At 69.9% G+C, this 26476-nt stretch carries 24 protein-coding genes; 9 read left to right on the top strand and 15 right to left on the bottom strand.

Features of this window, described 5'->3' with window-relative positions:
• The first annotated feature begins 456 nt into the window (after positions 1-456).
• Positions 457-1265, top strand: a protein-coding gene (locus tag AMK16_RS34590) for an IS5 family transposase (RefSeq protein ID WP_443333630.1) whose coding sequence is annotated in 2 segments (ribosomal slippage) — positions 457-774 and positions 777-1265 — 807 coding nt in all. Because the reading frame shifts where the segments join, the coding sequence is not laid out codon by codon here.
• Positions 1266-1280: 15 nt separating this feature from the next.
• Here the strand turns inward: AMK16_RS34590 and AMK16_RS31950 are convergent.
• The 3 genes from AMK16_RS31950 to AMK16_RS31940 all read right to left on the bottom strand — a co-directional run bounded on the left by AMK16_RS31950 (position 1281) and on the right by AMK16_RS31940 (position 3224).
• On the bottom strand, positions 1281-1595 hold the full coding sequence (locus AMK16_RS31950) for an NIPSNAP family protein (RefSeq protein ID WP_073920828.1): 315 nt from the start codon (positions 1593-1595) through the stop codon (positions 1281-1283).
• A gap of 447 nt (positions 1596-2042) precedes the next feature.
• Positions 2043-2459: a hypothetical protein gene (locus tag AMK16_RS31945; RefSeq protein WP_073920827.1), complete on the bottom strand. Its 417-nt coding sequence runs from the start codon at positions 2457-2459 to the stop codon at positions 2043-2045.
• Between the two features lie 63 nt (positions 2460-2522).
• Positions 2523-3224: a hypothetical protein gene (locus AMK16_RS31940; RefSeq protein ID WP_073920826.1), complete on the bottom strand. Its 702-nt coding sequence runs from the start codon at positions 3222-3224 to the stop codon at positions 2523-2525.
• Positions 3225-4225: 1001 nt separating this feature from the next.
• Between AMK16_RS31940 and AMK16_RS31935 the strand changes: the two genes are divergently transcribed.
• Positions 4226-5401, top strand: a complete 1176-nt coding sequence (locus AMK16_RS31935; RefSeq protein ID WP_073920825.1) for a ParA family protein — start codon at positions 4226-4228, stop codon at positions 5399-5401.
• 53 nt (positions 5402-5454) lie between these two features.
• Positions 5455-6420, top strand: coding sequence for a ParB/RepB/Spo0J family partition protein (locus tag AMK16_RS31930; protein ID WP_242439020.1), 966 nt, complete (start codon positions 5455-5457; stop codon positions 6418-6420).
• A 52-nt stretch (positions 6421-6472) separates the two neighbouring features.
• On the opposite strand, the gene AMK16_RS31925 is transcribed toward AMK16_RS31930, so the two are convergent.
• The 9 genes from AMK16_RS31925 to AMK16_RS31885 all read right to left on the bottom strand — a co-directional run bounded on the left by AMK16_RS31925 (position 6473) and on the right by AMK16_RS31885 (position 16614).
• The gene (locus tag AMK16_RS31925; RefSeq protein ID WP_073920823.1) at positions 6473-7282 is read right to left on the bottom strand and encodes an SDR family oxidoreductase; all 810 of its coding nucleotides are present in this window, start codon (positions 7280-7282) and stop codon (positions 6473-6475) included.
• A 235-nt stretch (positions 7283-7517) separates the two neighbouring features.
• A complete protein-coding gene (locus tag AMK16_RS31920) occupies positions 7518-8831 on the bottom strand; it encodes an MFS transporter (protein WP_073920822.1) in 1314 nt (437 codons plus the stop codon).
• Positions 8832-8846: 15 nt separating this feature from the next.
• Positions 8847-9386: a carboxymuconolactone decarboxylase family protein gene (locus AMK16_RS31915; RefSeq protein ID WP_073920821.1), complete on the bottom strand. Its 540-nt coding sequence runs from the start codon at positions 9384-9386 to the stop codon at positions 8847-8849.
• Positions 9387-9498: 112 nt separating this feature from the next.
• Positions 9499-10542 carry a ribosome small subunit-dependent GTPase A gene (gene rsgA, locus AMK16_RS31910; RefSeq protein ID WP_073920820.1) on the bottom strand — a complete coding sequence of 348 codons (1044 nt, stop codon included), beginning with the start codon at positions 10540-10542 and terminating at the stop codon, positions 9499-9501.
• Positions 10535-11215, bottom strand: a complete 681-nt coding sequence (locus AMK16_RS31905) for a 2OG-Fe(II) oxygenase (RefSeq protein WP_073920819.1) — start codon at positions 11213-11215, stop codon at positions 10535-10537. The genes rsgA and AMK16_RS31905 overlap by 8 nt, the downstream gene beginning before the upstream one ends.
• Positions 11212-12534, bottom strand: coding sequence for an MFS transporter (locus tag AMK16_RS31900; protein WP_158071270.1), 1323 nt, complete (start codon positions 12532-12534; stop codon positions 11212-11214). The genes AMK16_RS31905 and AMK16_RS31900 overlap by 4 nt, the downstream gene beginning before the upstream one ends.
• 2 nt (positions 12535-12536) lie before the next feature.
• On the bottom strand, positions 12537-13379 hold the full coding sequence (locus tag AMK16_RS36420) for a JmjC domain-containing protein (protein ID WP_073920817.1): 843 nt from the start codon (positions 13377-13379) through the stop codon (positions 12537-12539).
• 584 nt (positions 13380-13963) lie between these two features.
• Positions 13964-15232, bottom strand: a complete 1269-nt coding sequence (locus AMK16_RS31890; RefSeq protein ID WP_073920816.1) for a cupin domain-containing protein — start codon at positions 15230-15232, stop codon at positions 13964-13966.
• A 347-nt stretch (positions 15233-15579) separates the two neighbouring features.
• A complete protein-coding gene (locus AMK16_RS31885) occupies positions 15580-16614 on the bottom strand; it encodes a helix-turn-helix domain-containing protein (protein ID WP_073920815.1) in 1035 nt (344 codons plus the stop codon).
• 137 nt (positions 16615-16751) lie between these two features.
• Here AMK16_RS31885 and AMK16_RS31880 point away from each other — a divergent pair, with 137 nt between their 5' ends.
• The 4 genes from AMK16_RS31880 (at position 16752) to AMK16_RS31865 (ending at position 20903) form a co-directional block, all read left to right on the top strand.
• Complete coding sequence (locus tag AMK16_RS31880; RefSeq protein WP_073920814.1) at positions 16752-17021, top strand: hypothetical protein; 270 nt, start codon at positions 16752-16754, stop codon at positions 17019-17021.
• A gap of 273 nt (positions 17022-17294) precedes the next feature.
• On the top strand, positions 17295-18461 hold the full coding sequence (locus tag AMK16_RS31875) for a ParA family protein (protein WP_073920813.1): 1167 nt from the start codon (positions 17295-17297) through the stop codon (positions 18459-18461).
• Positions 18458-19762: a ParB/RepB/Spo0J family partition protein gene (locus AMK16_RS31870; RefSeq protein ID WP_073920812.1), complete on the top strand. Its 1305-nt coding sequence runs from the start codon at positions 18458-18460 to the stop codon at positions 19760-19762. Before AMK16_RS31875 ends, AMK16_RS31870 begins: the two co-directional genes overlap by 4 nt.
• A gap of 280 nt (positions 19763-20042) precedes the next feature.
• Positions 20043-20903, top strand: coding sequence for a DUF6008 family protein (locus AMK16_RS31865; RefSeq protein WP_443333629.1), 861 nt, complete (start codon positions 20043-20045; stop codon positions 20901-20903).
• Positions 20904-20907: 4 nt separating this feature from the next.
• On the opposite strand, the gene AMK16_RS31860 is transcribed toward AMK16_RS31865, so the two are convergent.
• Together AMK16_RS31860 and AMK16_RS31855 are read right to left on the bottom strand one after the other, a co-directional pair.
• A complete protein-coding gene (locus AMK16_RS31860) occupies positions 20908-22623 on the bottom strand; it encodes a hypothetical protein (RefSeq protein ID WP_073920811.1) in 1716 nt (571 codons plus the stop codon).
• 315 nt (positions 22624-22938) lie between these two features.
• Complete coding sequence (locus tag AMK16_RS31855) at positions 22939-23886, bottom strand: ScbA/BarX family gamma-butyrolactone biosynthesis protein (RefSeq protein ID WP_079191874.1); 948 nt, start codon at positions 23884-23886, stop codon at positions 22939-22941.
• A gap of 111 nt (positions 23887-23997) precedes the next feature.
• On the opposite strand from AMK16_RS31855, the gene AMK16_RS31850 reads away from it, so the two are divergent.
• Both AMK16_RS31850 and AMK16_RS31845 read left to right on the top strand, forming a co-directional pair.
• The gene (locus AMK16_RS31850; protein WP_073920810.1) at positions 23998-24624 is read left to right on the top strand and encodes a ScbR family autoregulator-binding transcription factor; all 627 of its coding nucleotides are present in this window, start codon (positions 23998-24000) and stop codon (positions 24622-24624) included.
• Positions 24621-25577, top strand: coding sequence for an NAD-dependent epimerase/dehydratase family protein (locus AMK16_RS31845; protein ID WP_073920809.1), 957 nt, complete (start codon positions 24621-24623; stop codon positions 25575-25577). Before AMK16_RS31850 ends, AMK16_RS31845 begins: the two co-directional genes overlap by 4 nt.
• Positions 25578-25818: 241 nt before the next feature.
• On the opposite strand, the gene AMK16_RS31840 is transcribed toward AMK16_RS31845, so the two are convergent.
• A complete protein-coding gene (locus AMK16_RS31840; protein WP_443333628.1) occupies positions 25819-26430 on the bottom strand; it encodes a TetR family transcriptional regulator in 612 nt (203 codons plus the stop codon).
• Between the last annotated feature and the right edge of the window lie 46 nt (positions 26431-26476).

Raw genomic sequence — 26476 nt, 5'->3', positions numbered from 1 at the left:
CCGGGGTCCTTCGCTTCGCTACGGACAGAACGGAAGTTACCTTGCCCTCCGCTTCGCTACGGACAGGCTGGCCTCCGCTTCGCTACGGCCTGCTTAAGTGACGTGCCCTCCGCTCCGCTACGCTACGGCCTGCCTAAGTGACGTGCCCTCCGCTGCGCTCCAGGCACTGCCGGCCTTCGGCCGGGGTCCTTCGCTTCGCTACAGACAGAACAGCTCACGCGAAGCGTGCGCTGTTGTCCCGTAATCCGCGGTGCATCGGTACATCACAAGGCGGAGGGCGGAGGGGCGTCCTCATGCCGGGCGTATCAGGAGGTTTCGACAACGCGGCGAGGGGCCGTAGCTGACGCCGTACCCCGGCCGGGGGTTACGGGGCAGCCCTTAGAGCTCATAACAGGATCTTGCTGAGATGCCCTGGTCACCCGTGACCGGTGTGACGATTCGGCCGTTCGTGGTGGTGTGAGTACTCGGCCGTGGATCGTGGATGACGACTTGTGGGCGCTGATCGAGCCGCTGCTGCCGCCCTGGCCGGCGAGGTCACCAGGGCCGCGGCCGGTAGCTGACCGGCTGTGCCTGCAAGGCATCTTGTACGTGCTCTGCAACGACATCGCGTGGCAACTTCTGCCGCCTGAGCTGGGGTTCGGTTCGGGGCAGACCTGCTGGCGGCGCCTGGAGCGGTGGCAGCAGGCCGGGGTCTTCGACCAGCTGCACCGCGTCCTGCTCGCCGAGCTGAACACGGCCGGCCGCCTCGACTGGTCCAGGGCATGCGTGGACGGCTCCCACATCCGGGCGAAAAAGGGGGCGCCGACACCGGTCCGTCGCCGGTCGACCGGCGGAAGACGGGCAGCAAGCACCACCTGATCTGCGACGGACGCGGCACCCCGCTCAAAGTCATCACGACCGCGGCGAACGTCAACGACGTCACCCAGACCCTCGCCCTGGTCGACGGCATCCCACCCGTGGCAGGTCGTCCCGGCCGGCCCCGCCGACGTCCGGAGGCTTTGCTCGGGGACAAGGGCTACGACTCCAACCCCAACCGCGATGAACTGCGTAAACGCCGGATCCTGCCCGTCATCTCCCGCAAAGGAGCCCCGAACAGCAAGGGCATGGGCAAGCTCCGCTACGTGGTGGAGCAGACCTTCGCCCTGCTCCACCAGTTCAAACGACTCGCCGTCCGATGGGAACGCCGCACCGAGCTTCACGACGCGTTCGTCTCCCTCGCCTGCAGCCTCATCTGCTGGCGACGCCTCAACAAGCCCGACGCATGATCGTGTTACGAGCTCTTAGGAGGATTCAGGTAGCAGCGGACGCATAAAGGTGCGCTCGTACCGCAGTACACAGCCACTCTCGTCTCTAATCCTGTCCGCATCGATGAAGTCAGGGTCACTCCCGAACAGAGTGCGGTACTCCTCATATGCGGCAAGGCTGGGAAAGCTGAAGAGCGCAAGCGCCCTGTCACTAGCACCCTCAGAGGGCAGGAAATACCCATGATGCTGCCCGCCGTGACGATCCACCAGCTCCATCCAGCGGCTCCCGAAACGCTCGAACGCTTCGATTTTTACCGGATCGATCACGTACTCAACCACGCAAGTAATCATCCTTCGAGGCTAGCCTCGACGCAAAGCCGGTACCGCACATGGGAGGGAACGCAGGCTTCCCTCAGAGTCCGAAGGAATCACACCACTCTGTATGATTCATTGTTGATACCGAGATAGAGGCTGGACTTAGAGGACACCCACCCCGGAGCACTCCGGAAGGGTCCTCCTGTCGAAGATCGGTGCAACTGCGCAGCACCCAATCAACCTGCACAAACCCAGATCAGATGCGTGCCAGTCACTTGAACTGACCGCCGACAGGACCTGTTGTTGTGGGGACGGGACCATCTTCTTCACATTTCCTGCCCGGGGGCCGGGTGTGCCTTGTCGGCTGGGCCGTGGCGTCTGGCTGTTCCGACTCGGGGAGGGGTGGATATAGTAGGGGGACCAGCTGTTACTCAGGCACATGAGGCCCCCCACTTCGGTGGGGGGCCTCATGTCTTTGCCGGATCAGGCGACCTGTAGCTTCGGGCGGCCCGTCGGGGCGGGTGGTGCCTGGTGGTACGTCGGCAGTTTCAGGTTGGGCAGGTCCCCTTGCTGGATGCGGACGAGGGCGGCGCGGAACGCGGCCTCCATGGCCTCGGGGCTCTCGTACTTCGCCGCGAGCGGGTGGAGGCGGTAGGAGTTGCCGTTGCGTTCCTCGCTGCGCGGCCTGAGCACGATGTTCAGGTCGCACAGCGGCGCCATGAGTCCGCTGACGGCCTGGGGCGTGACTCCGTACTCGGCGGCCATGTCCTTTTGACGGACCGGCAGTGCTCCGCCGAAGTCGCTGCGTGAGACCAGGTACTGGAGGAACTTCACGGCGGACCCTGACAGCGGCAGGGCCCAGATGCGCTCCGCGACGATCGGAGACATGACGTTAGCCATGGGACAGCCTTCCTCGTGTGCGTGAGCGTGAGCGGGCGCCCGGGCAGGGGCCTGGCAGTGCTATCACCCGGTACGTCTCCTTCCGCGATGGGTCTCCTCGGTCCCGAAGCCGAGGTCGAGTTCCTCCTGATGGGCTCCCTGGGGCCCCAGCGCGTACGGGAACGCCTCGGCGTCGTGCTCGTGCCGGTCGGCGATCTCGGCGAGGACTTCGTGCTGGGCCGTGCTGTTGCCGTGGAACCACAGGCGTACGTTGATCTGGATGCGGCCGTTGCCGGCTTTTTCCACCCAGTTGTAGCCGCACAGCGCCTGGACGGCGCGGTTGACCGTGGAACGGGTGATCTTCTTGCCGCCCTTCTGTGCGGCGATCTTGTTCAGTCCGTCCGTGATCTCCTGCTGCGTGTACTGGGTGATGCCGGTCCCGGGCACTTGTCCGCCGGCCACGAAGAGGAAGACGCAGAGCTGGGACTTGGTGATGCTGTTCGCGACGGCGAGCTGGGCGAGCAACTGTGTGAACCAGTTGCTGGCGAGGCTGTAGCCGGCGCCTCCGGCCATGTCGTGGACGGCTTTCGGGTCGGCAGCGTACTCGAAGTGGACTCCCGTGAGCCGACGACGGCCACCGGGGTCGGTGGCCTCGGCAACCGTCTCTCCGAGCTGTCGGCCGAGGACGGCAAGGATGTCTCCGTACTCGGCTTCGCTGCCGGTGACGGGGACGGGAACAGGCCGGGGCCCGCCCTGTCGTCGACGGGCGGGCGGATCAGATGTCACAAGACCTCCTTGTTACTCAGGCGGTCCGAGACTATCCAAAAAATCAACCTGTGCTTGTCTTTCGGCGCGGCGGCGCGCCGGAAGTCGGGTGTGAGCCGGGGCGGTTCGACGGACCCCTGGAAAGTACAGGACACGTGGAGTTTTCCAGCGGCTCAGCGACGAAAGTACACGACTGCTTGATTTCGGCTGTCGCGATAGTGGCACATTTCAGGATTCAGTGGACAGCCCGTCTGACGTGGGGTGTTGGGGTGGGCGACGCTCTGACCTGCGGCGATCGGGGGCCGGGGAGCCGTTTTGAAAAATCAAGTGGTGCTTGATTTTTCCGCGAAATGTGCCCGCCGGGATAACATTTCGAGGTGCCAAATGTGTCCTGGGGGACACATACCTGGGGACAAAACCGCAGGTCAGAGGGCATGTTGGACGCGGCGCCTCTTATAAAAGAGCAACGTGCCCACCGGGCTCGGCGCGTACGGGTTTTGCTGTCTCATGCTGGGATCTCTGCTTGGTTTTGGCACCCCTGGAGGAGCTCAGCCGGCACACCTTGACCCCCGACTGCCTTCGCCTGGGCGACTGCAGGACCCGTCCCGCCTCAGGGTGAGGCGGCATCAGCCACGGGAAGTGCAGGCCCTGATGCCCAGTGAGGGCGCCCCGCGCCCGAGGGGTGCGCCAGTGACCGTCAGGGAGCTGGGGCAGGGCGTCAGGGGGAGCGGGTCCAGGGCGCCTGAGCGCCTGGCGAGGGGGTCTGGGGGGCGAGTAGCCCCCCATGCCAAGGCCGGTCCAGCGCGGCCTAGGCGCTGGCGGGGTCCAGGGGCTGGCCCCTGGGATTCACGGTCCGCAGTGGACTAGCGGCAAGACTCCCTTCGGTAACGGGGTCGAGAAGGGCAACAGCGCCTCCTCTGGTGCCAACGGCGTTAGTACCAGGACAGGAACTAACGCGGGAAATAGGCAAAACGCATCTAACGTGCAGTCTGCAAGCGCTTGTACGGCAGTATGCTGCCGCTATGTCATCTCCTCACTCCGGAGGTGAGCGGGAGAAGCTCGTCTCCAAGCTGCCCGCTCACCTCCAGCAAGCACTCAAGGTCCGTGCGGCGCAGCTGCAGACCGACATGCAGGACGCCGTCGCCGGCGGTATCCGTGCCTGGCGGGAGTGTGCTGACGAGCTGCCCAGCGTCAACACCGCCGGGGCCGATTCGTTCGGCACCTATCTGCCCGAGGGTCTCTACGAGGACTTCAAGGCCGACTGCCGTGAGCGGGGCGTCTCCTACATCCAGGGGCTGGCGCAGTCCGTGGTGCTCTGGCTGGCCGACAATCCTGCGGGCGCGCAGGAGACCACCCGGCGCATCATCGTCTGCAACCAGAAGGGCGGCGTCGGCAAGACGGCCGTCTCCGCCGGTCTCGCCCAGGCGCTCGCGGAGGCGCCGAACGCGGTCGGCGCCGCGGCGGTCGGAGGGTTGCGGGTGCTCCTCGTCGACTACGACCCCCAGGGCCACCTCACGCACCAGCTCGGGTTGACCGCGATCCCGGCGGGCGAGGAGAGCCTGATCACGCACATGTTGCACCGCGAGCAGGCCAAGCGGTCACTGCTCGACCTGACCGTCGCCATAAGTGGCGAGCGGTTCGGGGGGCGGTTGCGCATCCTGCCCGCGGCGTTCGACGCGTTCCTCCTCGACTCGGGGCTCACCATCTTCCGCGGACCTCGCCACGCGGCCCTCGAACGCGCCCTGGCCCCCCTGGAGGAGCACTTCGACGTCATCGTCGTGGATTCGCCGCCCAGCCTCGGTCTCGCCATGGACGCCGCCTTGAACTACGGCCGTCAACGGGACGGGGAGAAGCCCGGTGCGTCCGGGCTCGTCGTCCCGGTGGAGGCCGAGGACACCTCGGCGCAGGCCTACGGCATGCTCATCCAGCAGATCGACTCCCTCTCGCGGGACTTCGACATCGTCATCGAGCAGCTGGGTCTCGTCGTCAACAAGTTCGACAGCCGCCGCGGGTACATCGCGACGTCGTCGCTGGACAAGTGGAAGACGCTCGGTACTCCCCCGGTCCTTGCCGTCGTGCCGGACGTCAAGGAGCAGCGCGAGGCCGTGCGCAAGCAGCGGCCGCTGCTCGACTACGCGCCCGACTGCGAGCAGTCCCATCAGATGCGCAAGATCGCCCGAGGGGTGAAGGTCACGTGAGCAAGGCGGACATGCTGGGGGACTCCCCCACCTTCAATGCGGTTGCTCAGCCCATGAGCCGTAGGGCCGCTTCCTTCGCGCGGTTCTCCGGGCAGGAGGTGTCCGCGGCGGAGGCGGGGGACGGCGGCCGGCCCGGGACGCTCCGGGTCGCTCTGGACGCGCTCGCGCACAACCCGTACAACCCGCGGGAGGAGCTCAAATCGGTCGACGACCTGGCGGACAGCCTCACCTCGCGGGGGGTCATCCAGCCCCTTGCCGTGGTGACCCGGCAGGCCTTCCTCGCGGCCCACCCCGGGCACGAGGGGGAGCTCGGGGCGGCGTCCTACGTGGTCGTGGACGGCAACCGGCGTCTCGCCGCGGCGAACCTCGCCGGGCTGGACGACGTACCGGTGCACATGGACGACTCGCTGGCCAAGGACGCCGACACCCTGCTGGAGACGGCCCTGACGGCCGCGATCCAGCACGAGAGCCTCGATCCCCTCGATGAGGCCAAGGCTCTGGAGCGGCTCGTCCGCGTCCACGGATCCCAGCGTGCGGTGGCGAGGGTCCTCGGCAAGTCCAGCCCCTGGGTCACGCAGCGCATCGCTCTGCTCAAGCTCACTCCCGAATTGCAGAAGCAGGTGGAGAACCGCAGCCTGCCGGTGGAGATCGCCCGCAACGTGGGTCAGCTGCCGGTTCAGCAGCAGCAGCCCGCCGTGGAGGGGGCGCTCGCCAGGCGTGCGGCGGACAAGGGGCGCAAGAGGGCCGCCCGGGGTGCTAACGGCGTTAGCACCCCGGAGCCGTCCCCCGCGGCGCCGGCCGTCGGCGGCGTTGCCGATCGCCGGCAGCCCGGTGAGCGGGACGAGGAGTCCGAGGGGCCGGAATCCGCGGACTCCGGTCTGCTCGTGGACTTCCGCAAACTGCCGCGGGTGCCTTGGCACGACGGCAATGGCGTGGCCGACCTCGTCTTCGAGAAGATGAACGAGGCGCAGCGTGAGGTGCTGCTGGAGCGCCTGTTGGCCGCGCACGGCCAGGGTTAGCCTGCGGTCCGTCGGTGGGGTGCTAACGGCGTTAGCACCCCACCGGTGGGGCTCACAGGTGGCTGCCGCCCGAGGCGTCGAGGCGCTGGCCGGTGATCCACTGGGAGTCTGGGGAGGCGAGGAAGGCCACGATGCCGGCGATGTCGCAGGGTTCTCCGATGCGTTCGAAGACGGACACGCCGGCCAGGCGGGCGGCGCCTTCGGGTGTGCTGCGCAGTTTCGCGTTCATGTCGGTGGCGACGAAGCCGGGCGAGACGGTGTTGACGGTGATGCGCCGGGGACCGAGCTCCTTGGCGAGGGCGAGGGTGAGGGTGTCCATCGCGCCTTTGCTCATGGAGTAGACGATGGACTCCGGGTAGGCGACGCGGGTGACGGCGGAGGAGACGTTGATGATCCGGCCGCCTTCCCGCATGCGGGTCAGGGCTTCCTTGATGACGAAGAGCAGGGACTTGACGTTGACCGAGAAGATCTTGTCGACGAGCTCCGGGGTGACTTCGTGGATCCGGGCGGATCCGCTGACCGCGGCGTTGTTGACGAGGATGTCCAGCCCGGGTTCCATGTCGCGCTGTTCCAGTGCGGTGTCGACGGCGGCGTAGAGCGCTTCGGCATCGCCGCCGGCGCCGAGTTCGGTCCTGATGGCGAAGGCGTCGCCGCCGCGGCCGCGGATGGAGTCCACGACGTGGTCCGCGGCCGCACCGTTCTGGGCGTAGTGGACGACGACCGCCGCGCCGTCGGCGGCGAGGCGTTCGGCTATGCCCCGGCCGATGCCGCGGCTGGCTCCGGTGACCAGGGCCGTCTTGCCGCCGAGCGGCCCTGTGGTGGTCTTGGTCCTGGCGGTTTCCGCGTGGTCGCGTTCCCCCATACGGGGCCGCGGAATCTGCAGCGGCACCGTGGTGGCCCGCGACAGGACGATGGCGGGAGAGGCAAGCGACTGCGTCTGCGTCTGCATCAAGGTGGGCGCCGTTCTGACCTGGATCCGGATGAGCTCGTCGTCGGTGATGTGACTGGTCGTCGACTGAGCCTACGGATCCCCTTCACCGCAGATCAGGCAGGCGTAGAAGTTCCGTTATATACCGACCTGGCCGGGGGTGCTGTTGTCACTTGGTGAGGGTCAGGGACGTGCGGTCGAGGGCCTGTGCGGACGGTGCGGGGGAGCGCAGGGCGAGGAGGGCGGCGGGCCAGGCGAGCAGGACGACGGCCATGACACCGCCGACGAACCAGCCGGACGCGTCGTGGTCCCCGAGGTAGGTGGCCAGCGGCGGGGCGATGCCTCCCAGTACGGCCGAGGTGACCGCGTTGGGCAGGCCGAGTCCCAGGGCGCGGTTCTCCGGCGGGAAGAGCTCGGAGAGGATGCCGGGGAGCGTGGTCGTGGCACACACCAGGTAGACGGTCCCGCTGAGGTAGGTGAGCAGCAGGCTGGTGAAGGTGCCTTCGATGGTGAGGAAGGTGTACGAGCCGGTGACGGCGAACAGGACGCTCGCGGCGAGCAGGAAGCGCCGGGGGCCGACCTTGTCGGCGAGCAGCCCGATGGGGACGTTGACCACCATGAGGATGGTCGTGGCGCAGACGACCACCCAGAACATCTGGCCGGGCGGGGCGAGGCGCTGTCCGGTGGCCGGGATGACGGAGGTCCAGGTGCTGCCGACGGTGGCCATGCCGGCGATGAACAGCACGGACAGGAGTACCTGGCGCCGGTAGGTGACGAGGACTTCGCGCAGTGAGCCGCGGGTGGGCAGGGCCTTGGCTTCGCGCTGGAAGACCTCGGTCTCGGCGAGCTGCCGGCGCAGGACGAGCAGGATGACGCCGAAGAGGCCGCCGACGAGGAAGGGGATGCGCCAGCCCCAGGCGGCCATGGCATCGGCGCCGAGCGCGCCGGTGAGGGAGCCGCCGAGGAGGGAGGCGGTGAAGGCGCCTGCGCAGGTGGTCAGGGAGAAGAGGCTGCCGTAGAGGGACTTGCGCTTGGGCGGGGCCACCTCCATGAGGTAGGCGGCGGCCGCGGGCCATTCGCCGCCGGAGGAGATGCCCTGGGCCACGCGGGCCAGGAGCAGGACGAGCGGGGCGAGCATGCCGATCTGGTCGTAGGTCGGTGTGATGCCGATGAGGAACGAGCCCGCGGTCATCATGGTGATGGCGAGCATCAGGGCGGGACGGCGGCCGCGCCGGTCGGCGAGGCGGCCGAGCAGGATGCCGCCGAGCGGGCGTACCAGGACGCCTATGCCGAGGACGGTGAACGCCCCGATCAGGGAGGTGACCGGATTGCTGGACGGGAAGAAGCGGGCGGCGAGGAGCGGCGCGAAGAGTCCGTAGCCCAGCCAGTCGAAGGACTCGACGAAGTTGCCTACGACGGTCGCGGTGACCGCGCGCCGGTGGGACTGCCGGGGGGCGGGGGTCTTGGGGGACGCAGTGGTCATGGTCGGTCAGCCCTCTCAGACCGCGCGGCCGTAGCCGTGGGTGGTGATCCGGCGGCCCGATTCCTCGTAGTAGCCGGGGTCGGTGGGGATGGCGGTGGCCAGCCCGCTGACGTACCGGTTGTACATGCAGAAGGCCGCGGCGATCAGCACGGTGTCGTGGAGGTGGTCGTCGGTGGCGCCTTCGGCGCGGGCGGCGGCGATCGTCTCGTCGGCGACGGGCGCGGCCTGGGCCTGGACCTCGGCCGCCACGCGCAGCAGGGCGCGCAGCAGCGGGGGCAGCGCGGCGGAGTCGACGTCGTTCTGGACGGCCTTGACGAGCTCGGGGCCTCCGTCGAGCTGGGCGGCGGCAGCGGCCCCGTGGGTGTCGGAGCAGAAGCGGGTGCGGTTGAGCTCCGAGACGTATGTCGCGATCAGCTCGCGCTCGCCGCGGGGGAGGGGGGAGGGGCCGCGCAACAGGGTGTCGGCGAGGGCGTTGAGCGGTGCGGCGGTGTCGGGGTGGTCGGTCATGAGGCCCCTGATACCGGGCAGGTCGCTGGCAATCGTGATGTGCGGCACCGGATGCGTCCTTCGTGATGGGTCGCTTGCTGGTCCGTGTCATCGTTGGCAACGGCGTACGTGCGCACCAACTCCTGCCGTGCGGTATCCGGAGCCTTGACCGGCTCGACGGTCAGCCCCTGCGGCCCCTGCGGGCCTGCTTGCTGACGGCCTTCCACTCGCGGCGCACCTCGGCCATGGCGGCCGGGTCTTCGCGCCGCTCCCGGTAGGCGATCTCGCCCTGGAGCTTGCGCCAGTTGGCCAGGCGGGCGCGGGGCAGTTCGCCGGTGCGCACCGCTTCCTCGACGGCGCAGCCGCCGTCACCGGCGTGACCGCAGTCGCCGTACTGGCACTGCAGGGCGTAGGCGGCGAGGTCGGCGAAGACCTCGTCGACGGACGCGCGGCCGGCGGCCACCTCCAGGGAGCGGATGCCGGGGATGTCGAGGAGGACGCCGCCGGAGGCGAGCAGGTGCAGGCGGCGTGTCGTGGTGGTGTGGCGGCCGCCGGAGCGGCCGACGGCGGTGACCGCTTCGTGGGTGCCTTCGAGGGCGTTGAGCAGTGATGTCTTGCCCGCACCGGAGGGACCGAGCATGACCGCGGTGGTGCCGGGGCCGAGCCAGGCGCGCAGGGTGTCCAGGCCCTGGCCGGTGAGGACGCTGACGGGCAGGACGGGCACTCCGGGGCTGAGGAGTTCGGCGGCGGAGGCGTCCTCGGCGCCCTCGTCGCGGGTCCGGTCGCTCTTGGACAGGACGAGGACCGGCTGGGCTCCGCTCTCCCAGCCCATCACCGAGAGCCGCTCCACCATCTTGGCGTTCAGGCCGCCGTCGAGCGGTACGACCATCAGGACGGTGTCGATGTTGGAGGCCATGACCTGCGGCCCGCTGCCGGCGGCGCCCGCGCGGGAGAGGACGGCGCGGCGGGGGGCGACCGCGTGGATGCGGCCGTCGGCGCCGAGTTCGACCCAGTCGCCGGCGACGGGGGTCGCGGGCAGGGCGGGGGCGGGGGTTGCGGAGTGGTGCAGGAGGCGCCCGTCGGCCCCGGTGAGCAGGACCTCGCACACCGATCCGTGGTTGACGACGACGCGGGCGGGGGCGCCGTGGCCGGTCCAGCGGTCTTCGTCGGCGGCGCTCCAGCCGAGGCGCTGGAGGGAATCGGGGACGGTGAGCGTGTCAGTCATGGGTGTTTCCCTCGGTGATGAAGCCGGTCCAGGTCCGGCGCAGCCGGTCGCCGGCGGCGGAATCGACGCGCTGGACGGCGTGCATGGTGTGGGAGCGGAAGACGACGAGCCGGTTGGGGCGGGGCAGGATCAGGGTGGGGTGGGCGGGGCTGTGGACGAGGGCGGCGCCGTCGGCCGCGTCGTCGCGGGACTCCTCGTCGATCAGGGCGAGGCCGCCGCCCCAGCTCGCGTCCCAGGCGGCATGGGTGAAGTAGACGTACGCGCCCACCCGGCCGGCGCCGGCGTCGTTGTGCCAGCTGAGCCGGGAGCCCGCGGGATAGCCCCAGGCGCTGAAGGTGAGGGCGAGGCCGTCGTCTCCGGGCCGGGCTCCGAGAAGGTCCAGGTGTTCGGTGACCTGCTCCTTGACGGCGCGCTGCCAGCGCGGGGAATCGGGGGCGCCGGGGCGGTCGGCCAGGGGTTGCTTGTCCTCGCCGGCCCGGTAGGCGAAGCCGTCGTAGACGGGGTCGATCGTGGACAGGACGGGCTTGAGGCGCAGGCCGGTGAAGGCGGCCGTGGTCGTGGCGAAGTCGGCCTCGGGGAGCAGGTCGTCGATGACGACGAAGCGCTCGCCCCGCGAATGGACGTGCGCACCCGGTCCGGTCGCGGGCGCGTCGAGGACGGTGGCGAGGTTCATGAGGTGGCCTTCCTTTGCCGGCCGGCCAGGCGGGCGGCCGGGATGCCGAGCAGCGCGAGGAGGAGGGAGATGCCGAGGAAGAGGACGTCGTAGTGGTCGGTGAACAGGCCGCCGAGCAGCATGCCGGCGGGTACGCCGACGGCGTTGACGAAGTTGTCCACGGAGCCGACGCGGGAGAGGTAGCGCTCGGGAATCTCGCTCTGGTAGGCGGTGTCCCAGACGATGCCGCAGGCGGCGGTGGTCAGGGCGCACAGGGCGAACGAGGCTCCGATGACGGCGGTGGGCAGGTGGTCGCGCATGGTCAGCGCGGTGAACTGGAGGACGGCCCCGAGGGTGACGACCGCGGCCGCGGCCCGCCAGGGGTGCTGCTTGGTCGCGGAGATGACGGTGAGCGAGCCGAGCAGGGAGCCGACGGCCAGGCAGGTCGCCAGGACGGACCAGGCGCTGGTGCCGCCCAGGGACTCGACCGCGATGACGGGGCCGGCGACGGCGGTCAGGCCGATGCCGAGGGAGACGACGAACCACAGGGCCATGCCGAATCCGAACCACGGGTAGCGGGCCATGACGGCGAAACCGGCGCGGAAGCGGGTGTCCTCGGGCTCGGATGCGGGCTGGGACTCGTCTGCGGGCTGCTCGTCTCCGGTCGCGGTCGGTTCGTGGGCGGCCGCCACCTCGTGGGCGGCCGGTGACGTGGGCGGCCGTCGACGGGCCGGGGTGTGGATGCGGGCCAGCCGCAGCAGGAGGACGAGGTTGACGGCGAAGGAGGCGACGTCGATCCACAGCACCCAGGTGAAGCCGACGGTGCCCATCAGCACGCCGGCGAAGACAGGTCCCAGCAGGAAGGCGACATCGGCGACGAGGGACAGCAGGCCGTTGGCGTCCTGGAGCCTCCCATCGGGAACGAGCTCGGGCGTCAGGCCGATCTGGGCGGGGTTGTAGAGGGCCGTGCCGACTCCGTAGAGGGCCGCGGACAGGCACAGGTGCCAGCTCTGCACGGGCAGCAGCCCGGCGAACAGCAGGGCCAGCGCGCCTTGGGCGACGATGCGGAGCACGTCCGCGCCGATCATCACCTTGATCCGGTCGTAGCGATCGGCGAGGCGGCCGCCGGTGGCGATCATGAAGAACCGGGCGCCCCAGAGGGAGAGCAGCACCCAGGTGATACCGGAGGCGGATCCGGAGACCTGATAGGCGGCGAGGGCGAAGGCGACGGGGACCGCCGCGTCACCGAGCTTGGAGACGACGTTGCCCGCGAAGAACGTGGCGAAGCGTCGTTCCCGCAGGATCGCGGTCTTGTCCTTGAGCCGGACGGTGGTGGACACGGTCACCCTTCGCAGATGAGGAAGTCGTTGCGCGCGCCGAAGCGGACGAGTTCGCGCAGGTCGGCGGCGGGCAGATCGCTGCGGGCGGCCAGCTCGCGCCAGGTGAGGGCGCCGCCCCGGGAGAGGAGGTCGACCGTGGCAGCCAGGCGCCGGTCGAGCCGGATGCGGCGCCCCATGGTGATGACCACGAGGCCGTCGTCCGTGGTGCGGATCCTGGGCGGGAAGCGGCTCGCCCAGCGGATGCGGGTGGAGTCGCTGACCTCACCGGTCAGGGCGGAGCGCAGGGAGGCGCCGGCGCGGCGGTCGGGACGCATGGCCAGGCGGGTGGCGAGCCACTCCCGGTCCGGCTCGGGGGCGCTGGTGCCGAGGAGTTCGTGGGCTGCGTGGGCTTCCTCGCGCAGATCCGCGAAGGGCTCGTAGCCGATGGTGAGGTGGACGGTGAGCTCGCCGGTACCGGAGACGCGGTGGGCGGTGTCGCGCGGTACCGACAGGCACGTGCCGGGCTCGAGGATCCGGTCCAGGCTGTCAGGGGCGAGGTCGCGGGAGCGGGCGCCGACGCGGGTGTCGACCTGCCAGTGCTTGCGGCCGAGCAGCTGGAGGATCAGCGCGTCGTGGTCGTCGGAGTGGACGTCGAAGGCGGAGGCGTCGCCCGCGGTGATGTAGCAGTTGACCCAGGCGCGTGCGTGCAGCTGGTACTCGATGGCCTCGCACAGCAGCATCACGTGTTCGTCGAGGGCCTCGATGTGGCTGATGACGAGGGTGGCGCCGCGCTCGATCGCGCTGTGGAGGTAGGCGGGGACGAGGGTGGTGTGCAGGACCTCGCCGTCGCCGACGCGCGAGCGCATCCAGCGGCTGCGGTCGACCTGGCGGCCCGATTCGACGAGACGGAAGTTGGTGGCCAGCGCGCCGGGGCGGGCGAGGGCGGACCAGACGCCGTTGAGCAGGGTCTGCGTGCCGAAGGCGTTCGCACGTGGCTCGGCAGGGTCTGCGGCGGGGGGTGGGGTGCTAACGGCGTTAGCACCCCCGGGCGCGGAGCCCGGAGGGTCGGGCCGGGCGCTAACGCCGTTAGCACCCGGAGGGGCTGGGACGGCTGGGACGGCTAGGACCACTGAGGTGCTAACGGCGTTAGCACCTGACTCGGCAGGGGCTGCCGGGTTCGGTGGGGTGCTAACGGCGTTAGCACCTGCGGTCGCGGAGCCCGCTGAGTGGGAGGGAGTGCTAACGGCGTTAGCGCCCCAGGGGCCGGAGCCGGCTGCGTCGGCCGGGGTGCTAACGCCGTTGGCACCCGGAGGGGCTGGGGCCGTTGCGGTGCTAACGGCGTTAGCACCCGCGGGAGCGTACAGGCGGACTCCGGAGGCCGGGGGGAGCGTGTCGGCATCGCCGAGTGCGGTCAGCAGGTGCTGGGCGTACGCGAAGGCGTCGAAGCCGGTCATGATGGGGTCACCGCCCCCGCCGCGTGGATCCTGCGGGCGAGGGCCTCGCGCGCGGCGGTGTCCAGGCCCGCCGGCAGGGACTCCGTGAGTGCGGTGAAGGTGAACGGCTGCCCGGAGCGGGTCGCCTGCTCCAGTGCGGTGAAGTCGAGTCCGTCCGGGACCGGCAGGGAGCGGCCGCGCACGACGAGAAAGGCGCCGGCGGCGGTTCGTGTCGCGGCGACGACACCGGGATGGGCCCAGCGCAGGAGCTGCCCGTCCTCGGGATCACCGGTCGGCAGGGCGGCGGGGTGCGGGCGGCTGAGGTAGCCGTTGGTGCGCAGCCGCAGCTGGCCGAGGGCGAGTTCGGCCTCGATCCGGTCGGCGAGCGGCAGGCCGGATGCGGGGCCCGCAATGGCGGCCTCCGTGAAGACGGCCTGGGCGAGCGCGGCGACCTCCCGTCCGCTGGGGTAGGCGGCAAGGGCGGACGCGCCCGGGGCGGGGGTCGAGCGCCAGAGCGCCTCGGTGAGCAGCGAGCGGCTCTTCACCGGGTAGAGGGTGAGGCCCAGGAATGCGGAGGGACCGAGATTCCGGAACACATGGAACGTGTCCTTCGGTATGCAGATGAAATCACCTGGCTGCAGCACATAGCGTTCCGCCGAGGAGAGGTGATCCTCGATGTCGAAGGTGATGCGGCCGAACGACGGGCTCGGCGTGATACCGGAGGCGTCGAAGGGATTTTCCTGCCAGACCCATACTTCCTTGGGGGAGGGGCCGAGGTGGAAAATGAGCGACGGCTCGGAGTCCTTGTGAATTCCGAACGGGGTCCAGCCGGAGTCGGCGACGAACGTGTAGACGTCCGTGCCGGAGGGCAGCTCGTGGATTCCTTCGGCGACGATCTCGCGCAGGAGACCGGACACCCAGTCGGCGAGCGGCAGACTCCAGGAGGCGATGTCATTGACGGCCAGGCACGCTTCGCGGCTGTCGACGGTACGGGCGAGCCATCGGACGGCGCTCTCGTCGGCCGTCAGGGGCGAATCGATGAACCGCTTCGTCAGCCGGTAGTCGAAGGCGCCGGGTCGGAACGCCCTGAGCCGCAGGTCACCGGGCGCACGGCGGGTCGCGGTGCGCAGGCTGTCACCGATGAGCCGGCCGACGTGGTCCGGGTCGGTGACGAGTGCGGAGAGGAAGGCCGTGTCGCTGAAGTCGGGCGCTTGGGCGGCCGCGAACGCCTTCCACTTCCTCGTGTCGGTGCTCGTCCGACTGGTCTGGCTGATCTGAGTGGTCATCAATTCACCGCTATCCGGGAAATCGGGGTAAATAGGCCGACGCGGCCGGTGTCTTCTCAGACAACCGGCCGCGTGACGGATGCGGGCCTCAGTGGCCGACGTCCTGGCGCGGGCCGAACTCGGCCTCGAAGTCGAAGTTGTCGTCCTCAAGGATCTCCATGACCAGGTTCTTCTCGTTCTCCATTGTGACCGTTTCCTTTCGTGGGGTGGATTACCGAAAGCCGTTCGGCGAGGGTTGACGACTGCTCCCGGTTGCTTCTGGAAATGAGCTTGGCATGCCCGCGGCGTTGTTGTCAGTCGTTGTGCGTGGCAGGGAATTCGCCTGGCAGTTTCGTGTCACGCGGCCCTCACAGCAGACCCCGCTGGACGGCCTGCAGGCCCAGCTGGAAGCGGCTGTGGGTGCCGAACCGCTCCGACAGGCTGGAGATCATGCGCCGCTCGCTGCGCAGGGAGATGCCGAGCCTGCGGGCGACCGCCTCGTCGGTGAGTCCGTCCGCGAGGAAGCGGAGCAGGGCTCGCTCCTGGGCCGAATAGTCCGCACTGTCCGTGGCATCGGCTCCTTCCGCTGCCAGGGGGGCGCCGTCGTCCCACAAGTAGGAGAACAGGGCGCGCAGTCCGATCAGGGCGCTCGGCTCCTGGATGACGACGGCGCCCTGTCCGGGGGCGGCGTCGTCAGCGTTCGTCGGCAGGACGGCGCTCCGGCCGTCGACGATGCGCATGTGCAGGGGCAGCGCTGGCACGGTGCGGATCTCGGCGCCCGCCCGTGCCAACCGGCGCATGGCGCGGCGACGGTCGGGGGAGCCGGCGGTGCTGTCGAGGTGGAGCAGGCGTACCCGTACGCCCCGGCTGAGCTGTTCCTCGTGGAGCGGGACGTCGAGGTCCCACGGTCCGCCGGGGGAGGTGCCGGTGGGGGCGAGGACCAGGATCTCGTCGGTGGCGCGGAGGGTGAGGTCCTCCAGGCGCCGCCGCACCGCGACACCGCCGCTGAACCTCTCCACCGCGTCGGCGGCGCTCTCGCGGCCCAGCGAGGCGTAGTCGGCGAGCAGGTCCGCGACCGCGGCCCGTCCGGCGTCCACCTCCAGCTGAGTGCGGCGCAGTTCCTCCTCCCGCCGCGCGAGGAGGGCCGCGAGGCCGGCCCGGGGCGGGACCAGGCGCAGGGCGCTTTGGCCGGGAGCCGGATCGGGAGCCGGAGTGGGCGTGGCGGCATCGGCGGCGGATGTGCGCAGCAGCGCGAGGTCCGCTAGCCGGTCCAGCGCGGAGGTGATGGCTGCCCTGTTCTGTTCCAGTGCTCCGGCGAGACGGTCCACTCCCCAGTCGGGGTGCTCCAGCATGAGGCGGTAGACGGACTCCGTCCGTTCGTCGAGTCCCAGTGCCCGCAGCATCAGTGTTCCCCTGAAGTCGTGTGGAGTGGCCGGGTGGTGCCGGCCGTGGCCGTCGGTGGGGTCACATCCATGCCACGGCACGGATGTGACCCCACCTCCGCGGCGGATCGCCGGTCCGCTTCGGGCATAGTCGGTGCGTGCACCTCGTCGATTTCGCCCTGACCAAGCCGCCCAGCGCGCCGGACGTGCCCGCCGATGCGGTGCTCCGCGCGCTGTGGGATGCGTGCGAGCCGGGCGACCGGGTGGAACACCTGCGCGTGCACACCGCACGTTCCGGCGCCCGGGGCGTGGCCTTCTTGATCGCGCCCGATGCGGCGAGTGCGCGCGCGCACTGCCACGGCATGTGCCGGCGGGCGCTCGCGCGCTCCGCCGCGCTCCCAGGATGGGAACTGGCGCGTCCCGCATAGCACTGCGGCGTTCCCGAAGGTGCTCGCAGAGTTCCGGTCAGCTGCCGAAGTCTCGCCGTCTGACGAGGTGTCCCTTGCCACCGCTTCATTCTTGGGATAGCCGGGGCGGGATGCTTCTCCTGACGTGCTGACCTGGCCCTACGACGTGCGCAGGCGCCGCTCGCTGCGGAACACGGCCGGGGCAGGGCTTCTTACGGCGTAAAACAGAGCCGGTCCGCCAATTGCCTTCTGCAGGGCCCTAGATGGGAGCGCCGGAGTTAGTAAGGTTGCTCCATGTCCTCCACAGAGTCCCCGTCCGACCGTAAGAAGGTTGTCTCCAAGCTGCCCGGAGCACTGCGTACGGACCTGAAGGTCCGGGCCGCGGAGCTCACCATCGACATCCAGGACGCGGTGGCCGAGGCCATCACCGACTGGGCCGCGGTGGACGGGACGCTTCCCCCGGTCGAGACGGCGGGGGCGGACTCGTTCGCCACGTGGCTGCCGGAGAAGCTGTACGACGATTTCAAGCGCGACTGCGTACGGCTGGGCATCCCCTATGTACAAGGGCTCAGCCAGGCGGTGCGGCTGTGGCTGGAGGCGCACCCCTCGCCGCGGCGGCGGCGTCCGGCCGCCACCGGCATTCCGCAGCGCAAGATCGTCTGCAATCAGAAGGGCGGCGTCGGCAAGACCACCATCTCCGCCGGGATCGGGCAGGCGCTGGCCGAGGACACCGACCTGGGTGGGCTGGGGCTGCGGGTGCTGCTGGTGGACTACGACCCGCAGGGCCACCTCACCAAGCAGCTCGGTCTGGCGCAGCTGCCGCACGACGGGGACAGCCTGGCGAAGTTCATGTCGGGTCAGGCGCGCGGCGACATCCGGGACCTGGTGGTCACGGTCGAGGAGCCGCGCTTCGGCAAACGGCTCGACGTCTTGCCCGCGTGCGCCGACGCCTTCCTCCTGGACGTCATGATCGTCCAGGCCCGCAACCGGCAGGCGACGCTGGAACGCGCGCTGGAGGCGCTGGAGCCGCACTACGACGCGATCATCATCGACTGCCCGCCCAGCCTCGGCATGGCGATGGACGCGGCGATCTATTACGGCCGCCGCCGCGACGGCGAGGCGGCGCGGGTGTCCGGGGCGGTCATCACGGTGCTCGCCGAGGACTCGTCCGCGGACGCCTACTCGATGCTCATCGAGCAGATCGAATCCGGAAAGACGGACTGGCGGGTCGAGGTGGACTACCTCGGGCTCGTCGTCAACGCCTATGACTCGCGCGACGGTTACGTCGTGACCTCCTCGCTCCAGTCGTGGCGGGAGCTCAGCGATCCGCCGGTCATCGGTGTCATTCCCCGTCTGAAGGAGCAGCGGGAAGCCGCCAGGGCGCGTCGGCCGCTCCTCGCCTACGCCCCGCACTCCGAGCAGGCGGACATCCTGCGCAACATCGCCAGGGAGATCTCATGACCGCCGCCCGTGACCGCGTCGGCCCCTCGGCGGCCTTCAGCCACGCCGCCTCGCCGCGCAGCATCCGGGGCCACCTGATCGACAGCCTCGTCGGCTCCGCGCCGTCCGAGATCCCGCTGGACAGGATCACCCACAACCCCGGCAACCCCCGCGAGGTCATGGACGAGGGCTACGTCTCGGCGCTCGGCGCGAACATGGGGCAGGTCGGACAGGTCCAGCCGGCGACGGTGATGACCCGGCTCGCCTTCCTCGTCGCGCACCCCGAGTACCAGGACGAGGTGCCGGCGGACGCGGAGTACGTGGTGCTGGACGGGCACTGCCGGCTGGCGGCGGCGCGCTCGGCCGGGCTGCCGGTGTTGAAGGTGACGGTCGACGACTCCTCGGCGGGCACGCCGCAGGACATCCTGGCGGCGGCGCTCAGTGCGAACCACTTCCGCAAGGACCTCACTTATATGGAGGAGGCCCGGGCTTTGGAGGCACTGGTCGCCCACCACGGCAGCGCGGCGGCGGTCGCCGAGCTGCTGGGCGGCAGGCTGAACTCGGGATGGATCTCGCAGCGCCGTGCGTTGCTGGCGCTGCCGCAGGACGTGCAGGACCGGGTCGACGCGGGGGAGATCCCGCTGGAGATCGCGCGGAGCGCGGGGCGCAAGGACCCCTTGGAGCAGCGGGCCTTCATCGAGGCCCGGCTCAGCGAGCGGCACGCGGCGAAGGCCGGGAAGGCGAAGACCCCGCGGGGGCGGGCGGCCGCGGCGGCGCGGCGGGCCGATGCCGATGCCTCCGGTGGGGACGAGTTTTACGGCGTAAGCGACGGCCCTGGGGGCGGCGTGCCCGGAGGGTTTTACGGCGTAAGCAACGAGGCCGCTGCGGGCGGGCAGCCCGCGGAGTTTTACGGCGTAAGCAACGGGGCTGCCGAGGACGGCGCGCTGGACGAGTTCTACGGTGTGAGCGAAGGCCCTGGTGCGGCTGGCGGGTCCAGCGAGCCGGGCGGGTTTTACGGCGTAAGCAACGAGGGCGCCGGGGGCGGCGTGCCGGGAGGGTTTTACGGCGTAAGCGACGAGAGCGGCGCTGCCGGTGACGGGGTGGCCGAGTTTTACGGCGTAAGTAAGGCAGGGGCCGTCGGCGGTCGGGAAGACGGGGCGCTTCCGGGCGCGGGCTGGGTGCACGTGAGCGAGCTCAACCGGATGCCGTGGTCGGACGGGCACAAGGTCGCGGACCTCGTGGTGGCCAGGATGGACGAAGCTCAGCTGGAGGTCCTCCTGCAGCGCATCATCGAGGCACGCGCGGCGTCCCGGCCCGGGTAGCGGCGATCGCACCCGTGGGGCCCACCGCGTTCTTCGCGGTGGGCCTCACGTGTGTACGGACTGCGCGGACTTGGCGAAGTCGCGGCGAGCCTCCGTCCGCGGCCTGCGAGGCAGCCGGAATAGCACGTGGGAAGAAGTCGGACGGTGTTCCGGCTCCTTAGCGTGTTGCTCGCGCGCGGAAATGGACGCCCCTGACGGGGGGAGCGGCCCCGGTCCGTGCGGCCAGCCGTACGGACCCGGTCGTCCCCTAGAAGGAGCCCTCATGAATCACCCTCCAGGCATGCCAGGCATGCCGGGCATGCCAGGAATGGGCGGCATGGCGTCCTCCGTGGACACCGCGGGAGCCGTGCTCTTCATCCTCTGGGCCGTCGCGATGTGGGCGGCTGTGGCGGTGCTGGCGTACGCCAACCGGGGCGCGGTCAGGCCCTGGCTGTACAAGGCGTCGGTCGGTCTGATCGGACTCGGGGTCGTGGGCCAGCTGGGCCACTTCCAGGAGCACGTGTCACAGGCCGGCTACTGGATCACCCACCCGATGTCCCCGGCGTGGATGACACCGTGGGCCAACAGCCTGTCCCGCGGCATGGGGCAGATCGACACGACCAAGCCCTCCTTGGGCATGGAGATCCTGCACCTCACCGGCAACTTCATCTTCCTGGCCGGCCTGGTCGGGATCGTGCTGATCACCAAGCGGGCCAGCGGCCACCTCCAGTCCCGCAAGTGGGCCAAGATGGGCGTCTGGATGCAGGGCATCCACGGCCTGGAGCACGTCGTCCTGACCCTGTCCGTCGCGCTCGGCGCGAGCCGCGCCATCGGCCTGTCGACCTGGTTCGGCGCGATCCCGCCGGGACCGGCTCTGACCACGTACCGCGTCTGGTGGCACTTCGTCGCCAACCTCGTCGGCACCGGCATCCTCGCGCTGTCGCTGTACCACCTGTGGCGCGAGAAGCGTGCGGTCAAGGCCGGGTACGGGACGGTCTCCGCCGAACCCGCACCGAAGGCCGGCGCGGACTCGGTCAGCGCAACGCCGGAGGCGGCCGGGACGGCCACGTCGCGCCCGGAGGGCCACCAGGAGCCGGTCACGGCCGACGGGGCCGAACCCGCTGGATCAGCCGAGACGGTACTGGCCGGACGAACCGGGTAGCGGGTCATGTCGCGGCCGGGGCGGGGACGTGGTCCTGCACGGTGAACCGGCGGCGCGGGCTGGGGATGACCCGTTCCGGCGTGGCGGTCAGGCATCGCCAGCACATGCCGTCCAGCGAAGCGGGTCTGGTGCACTGACCGTTCCGGCCGCAGCAGCGGGGCGCGGGCGGCCCGGGGTCCGTCCCGGCGGCCTGGGGGAGGCCGGCGGCAAGGCGGGCACGGACCGTGCGTTCCTCCGCACATGTCGTGCATTCCCCCTCGCCGCCGGGTCGGTGCGGACGGGCGCACGTCGGGCAGCACGGGCGCGGGGGAGCCGGTGGCCGGGCGCCCGCCCGTGGTCTTTCCAGGCGGTCGCACGACTGCAGCCAGCGGATTTCCGTGCAGGCCCGGCAGTCCTGGCCGGTGTGCCAGACGACCCCGGATTCGCAGGCCGGGTCCGCGCAGCCCCAGCGGGGCAGTGCCACCCCCAGCAGCCAGCGGCCCGGGTCCCTGATCTCGGAGACCATCGTCCCCGCCAGCCTGGCCGTGATGCGGGCCTGGAGGCGCTCGACCGTGACGCCGTCGGCGAGCTGCCGGTCGATCTCGCGGCCCATCAGGCGCAGGACGTAACCGCGCAGGCCGTCCAGCAGGAAGTGAGCCGGCTGGAGCACCGTGTGCGTCGTCCTGCTGAGGAACGCGGGGGAGGCGTCGGGGCGCGCAGGTGGGGTCTTCTGCCGGTCGGCGACCGGCCGGGCCAGGGGGGATGAACCATCCGCGCGGAGCGCGCCGCCGTCCACTGCCACCGGATCTTCGCAGTCGGCGCTCCGAAGCTGCTGCGGCCTCGCGCCCACTACCGGTAGTTCGCCTCCGGCGGATGGGAGGGGGGTCTTGTCGTCGGGTCGGTCAGTCCTAGTGTCTTCCTTATACGCGAGGGATCCGTCATCAAGTTGGGGACCCGATCCGTCATCGGGTTGGGGACTTGCACACGCTGTTTCGGATTTCTGTGCGAGGGGGGGCGGGATGGGTTCGTCGTTGACTTGGTACAGATTGCGGCCCTGATAGCCCGCCCGCGGGATCACGATCAGCCAGCCGCTTCGCACGAGGCGTTTGATGATCTTCCTCGTCGCCTCGACGCTGATCGGCATGCCCGCGCGGGGACCGTGCTGGTGGCGCAGGTGCGCCGCCACGTCGGCCACGGTCAGGGGCAGGCCGCGGGCAACGCCGTACGCGATGACCGCGTACGCGCGCAGGAGGCGCGGGGGGAGGCTCTCACTGGCGAGGACCGGTATCCAGACGAAGGGTTCCCAGGGCTCCATGGGGCGAATGCGGCGCCGCGCGGTCGTACCCCGGCCGCCCTTCAATGTGCGGCGTTCGTTCCCCACGAGTTCGACGAAGCCGTCCGGATCGGGCTGGCGAAGATCGTGGATGCCCCGCTCGACGGTGGACTTGCCGACGTTCAGGAAGGTCGCCAGAGTCGATACGCCGGCCGTGCAGCCCTCCGGACGCCGGGCCAACGCCGCGATCTTGACGTACGCACTGAGGGCCGCGTCGCAGTAATTGGGCAACACCACGAGCTTGTACGGGGTCCTGATCCGGGTCCCGGCATGGGGCCTGACCAGGGCGGAATCCCTGCCTCCAGCCAGCCCGGACAGACCAGATTCGGCCAGGAGTGTCCTGGGGGTGGCGCTATCCGGCCAGAGTGTTTCCCAGAGGGACTGGAAATCGGGAACGGTTTGGTCCATGATACGGGGGTCCCTTTCTTGACGGGCCTCAGTGAGATCTCTTATGTGACGTGAGGGGCCTTGCGCTGATGCAGTGGTTGTTGCAGGGGCACCGGTAAGGACAGGGAACGCAGTTCGCACGTGTTTGTCGGGTTTCACCCGCAGCGTGCATCCGCTCGTCGAGCTCCTACTCGACGGATGGAAAGAGGATGGTCGTAACCCCGGTGTTGGCGCACCGGGTTCGATCACCGGTCGTGGTCGGCTCTCAGGTCCGTTCTCGAACTCCTCTGTTTATCGGACCTGTTCGTGGGCAGGCTGCAAACACCACCACTGCGCTTAGAGCGACGTCACGTCCGTCATCTCTGTTGTCGCCGTGAAGGCGAAAGTACCGCCTTGGAGCCCGTTTACGCGCACACTCCGTCTGGATCTCACACTTCCTGGTGACGCGGTCTCCGCCTCGATCCAACACGGAGTATCGAATTCCACGTAGCGGTTGAACGACACGTCCATCGACGTGGGCATCAGTGCGCCCCACGAAGGCTCCAGCGCCTGGCCGGCCTGACGGACCGACTCCAGCAGGAGCATCCCGGGGACATGGTCCAGCGGGTGGTCGAACAAGACCGGATGCGCGGTGTCCACGCGCAGCTGCCAGCGCCAGCGCTCCTTGGTGGGCGACAGCACGATGTCCCGGCGCCGACGGCGCCCCGCCACGCTGCGCGAGACCGGGTCCGGCGGCATCGGCGCCGATTCGGAGAGCCGCGAGGCATCCGCCCGGCCCGCGCGCAGCCGCTCGTAGACGGCCGGGGAGTAGTTGCTGAAACCGATGCTCGCCACCGCCAGGAGCGAGTCGTCGCGCACGGCCTCGATGTGCATGACCATCGACGAGGGAACCGAACGGTGGTTGCGGATGTCGGAGCACGTCACGTGCAGCGTGATCTCGGCCGGTGTCGCCGTGACCCGCATGGCCTGCGGGTTGAGCGTGTACTGCATGCGGGTCCAGCCGATGCGGTGCCTGAGCGGAAGGTCGTACCCTGTGTGCGAAAGCAGCAGGCCGCACTGGCGGATCGTCTCGCACAGGAGCATCGGGTCGTGCATGTCGTGCTCCGGCGCGTAGAAGCTGTGGCTGCGTGGCCACTGAGCGCTGACAGTGAAGGCGTCCGTTCCCGTCTTTTCCCACCCCGTCAGGAACACTTCGGACAGAGCCGCCCTGTGGACGTACTCCCTTGGAACCGTCGTGGTCAGACGGGGTTCCGCTATCAGACGGCGTTCAGGTGTAGTGAGCATGCCTCTCCCCTGGGGCGTGCGTACATGAAGCCCCGCGCTCTACCAGTCGCGCGGACCGACCTGTAAAATAAGGGCGTTCGTTTTTTTTGTCGAGAGGCCCCGGGACATACGATGACCGAACCGCGCCAGCAGCGGGCAGTGAAGACGCGGGAAGCGATCATCTACGCTGCCGCCCACGTCTTCGACGAGTGCGGGTACAGCGGCGCCAGTATCAGCAAGATCATGGATCGCGCCGGGGTCACCCAGGGCGGCATGTACTTCCACTTCAAGTCCAAGCAGGAACTGGCCCGCGTGGTGATGGCGAAGCAACAGGAGTTCGTCGCCTTCAACGTGGGCCAGCCCGGCCTGCAGCGACTGATCGACCTGACCTTCTTCATGGCGCACGCCCTCCAGACCAACGTGCTGGTGCGGGCCAGCGTCCGGCTCGCCGTCGAGCAGGGCGAGTTCGGCAAGCCCGATGCCACCGCCTACCACGAGTGGGTGGACCAGCTCAGCGTCTTCCTCTACGCCGCCCGCGAGCGCGGTGAGCTGCTTGACGACGTCGATGAGCGGGAATTCGCCACGTTGCTGACCGGGGCCTTCGCCGGCGTGCAGATCTACTCGAACATCGCCACAGGCCGGGAGGACCTCATTGAACGCCTGATCTCCATGTGGAAGTACACGCTTCCGGCGCTGGCTCCCGCCCACGTCCGGGAGCGGCTCGTGCTGCGACCGTACGCCCGGGAACAGGCTGCGTGAAGCTGCGGCGGATCGTACTCACCGGCGCGACCGGCTTCATAGGCTCGGCCGTCCTGTCCGAACTCGCGCGGATCCGTGACGAGTCGGCTCCCGACGCCCTTTGGCTGCGGGCAGTGGGCCGCGGCGGCCCGCGCGCGGACGGCCGGGCCGACGAGTGGAGGGTGGCGGACCTGTCCGATCCCCGGTCTCTGCGCGGGGTCTGTGACGGCGCGGACATCGTGCTCCACCTGGCCTCGCTGGTCGGTTCCGACGAACAGCTGTGCGCCGCCGTCAACGTCGGGGGCACCACGGCGCTCATGACGCAGGCCCGGGCGGCCGGCGCCGGCCGGATCGTCCACCTGTCGACCTCGGCCGTCTACGGTCCCGGGCCCCACCGGGGGATCGCGGTGGACGGTGTTCCGCCCGCGCCCGTCTCGGGCGTCAGCCGGACCCGGCTGGCGGCCGAGGGACCCGCGCTGGCGGCGGGCGCGGTGGTGCTCCGTCCGGGGCTGGTGATCGGTCCGGGGGACCGCTGGGTGGTTCCCGCGATCGCGCAGCTGCTGCAATCCACCAGGGCGTTACCGGGAGCTGGGCGGGCTCTGCTGTCCCTGGTGGCCGTGGGCGACCTCGCCCGCCTCATCGCCCGTCTCGCACTGGGCCACCGCCCGGTCGGCGGTACGGTCTGGCACGCCAGCCATCCCGATCCGGTGCGCGCGGCCGATCTGGTGCGGGCGCTCGCCGTACGGGGCGTGCTGCCCGCAGTGGACCAGGACCTGTCCGAAGCCGAGTGCCTGGAACGCATGAGAGCTTCCGGTTGCCGGGTGAGCCCGCGTCAGCTCGGCCTGCTGGCCGAGGACCACTGGTACGACAGTGCCGCGATCTGGGCGGCCGCCGGCTGCCCGCCGGGTCCCGGAGCGCCGGCGCGCCTGGATGGTGCGGCCCCCTGGTACCGGGAGTACCTGGCCCGCGGGTGAGACCGCTGCGACGCGGCCGGCCGGGGCCGGCCGCACGCTCCGTGAAAGGCGTCCGTCCGCCGCTTCCCGAGAGCAGGGGCTCCTGGGAGGCGACGGACGGACTGTTGTGCCCGAGTGCCCGACAGCATGCTGGTAGTCACGGTGCCGGGCGGTCTTCGGGCAGCGTCCAGCAGGCACGTGTGCCCACTGGACGCGACCGCACCACGTCGACGGGGGACGACGGGTGGTGCGGTGGTCCGGTTCAGTCCGGTGAGCGGGGCGCGGGCACGGTGACCGCGGGTGTCTCACCGGTGGCCGACACGCCCACGAGGGCCAGATGCCACAGGCGCTTGAGCTGGCCCACGGCACTTTCGTAGGCCGTCTCGGTCTCCGTCCGGCGGCGCAGGTACGCCTCCGCGCCGCCGAGCAGGGTCTCGACCAGCGTCGTGACGTCCGCCGGGAGAGCGTCGTCGCGGAGCTGACCGTTCTCGTACGCGCGGTCCAGAAGTTGACGGACCGTCGGGCGCCACAGGTCCGCCCACGAAGCGCTGTCGGGGCGCTCGCGGGAGAGCCGGATGGCGGAGCGCACGCTGGTCTCCTCCTCCATCAGCCGGGTCAGTTCGAGGCTGAGGTCGACCACTGCGCGCAGGGCCGGCGCCGGCGCGGAAACCAGCTGCTCCAGCGCCGCCACCGTGACCGCCCTGCCCTCCTCGAACACCGCGTCGGCGAGTTCATTCTTGGACGAGAAGTGGAAGGTGACGGCGCCGATCGAGATCTTGGCGACCTTGCTGATCTGTGACAGTGACGTGCCCAGATATCCGTCGCGGTCGAATTCCTCCGCGGCCGCCCGTACCAGAGCTGTGCGCGTACGCAACGCCCGCTCCTGTTTCACCATGCTGTCTCCCGTTGAGCGCTCGCTA

Source organism: Streptomyces sp. CB00455 (genome assembly GCF_001905445.1).
In the GTDB taxonomy this organism is placed as follows: Bacteria; Actinomycetota; Actinomycetes; order Streptomycetales; family Streptomycetaceae; genus Streptomyces.
Note: the sequence above shows the minus strand (reverse complement) of the source record. Positions and strands in the feature narration are given on the sequence as shown.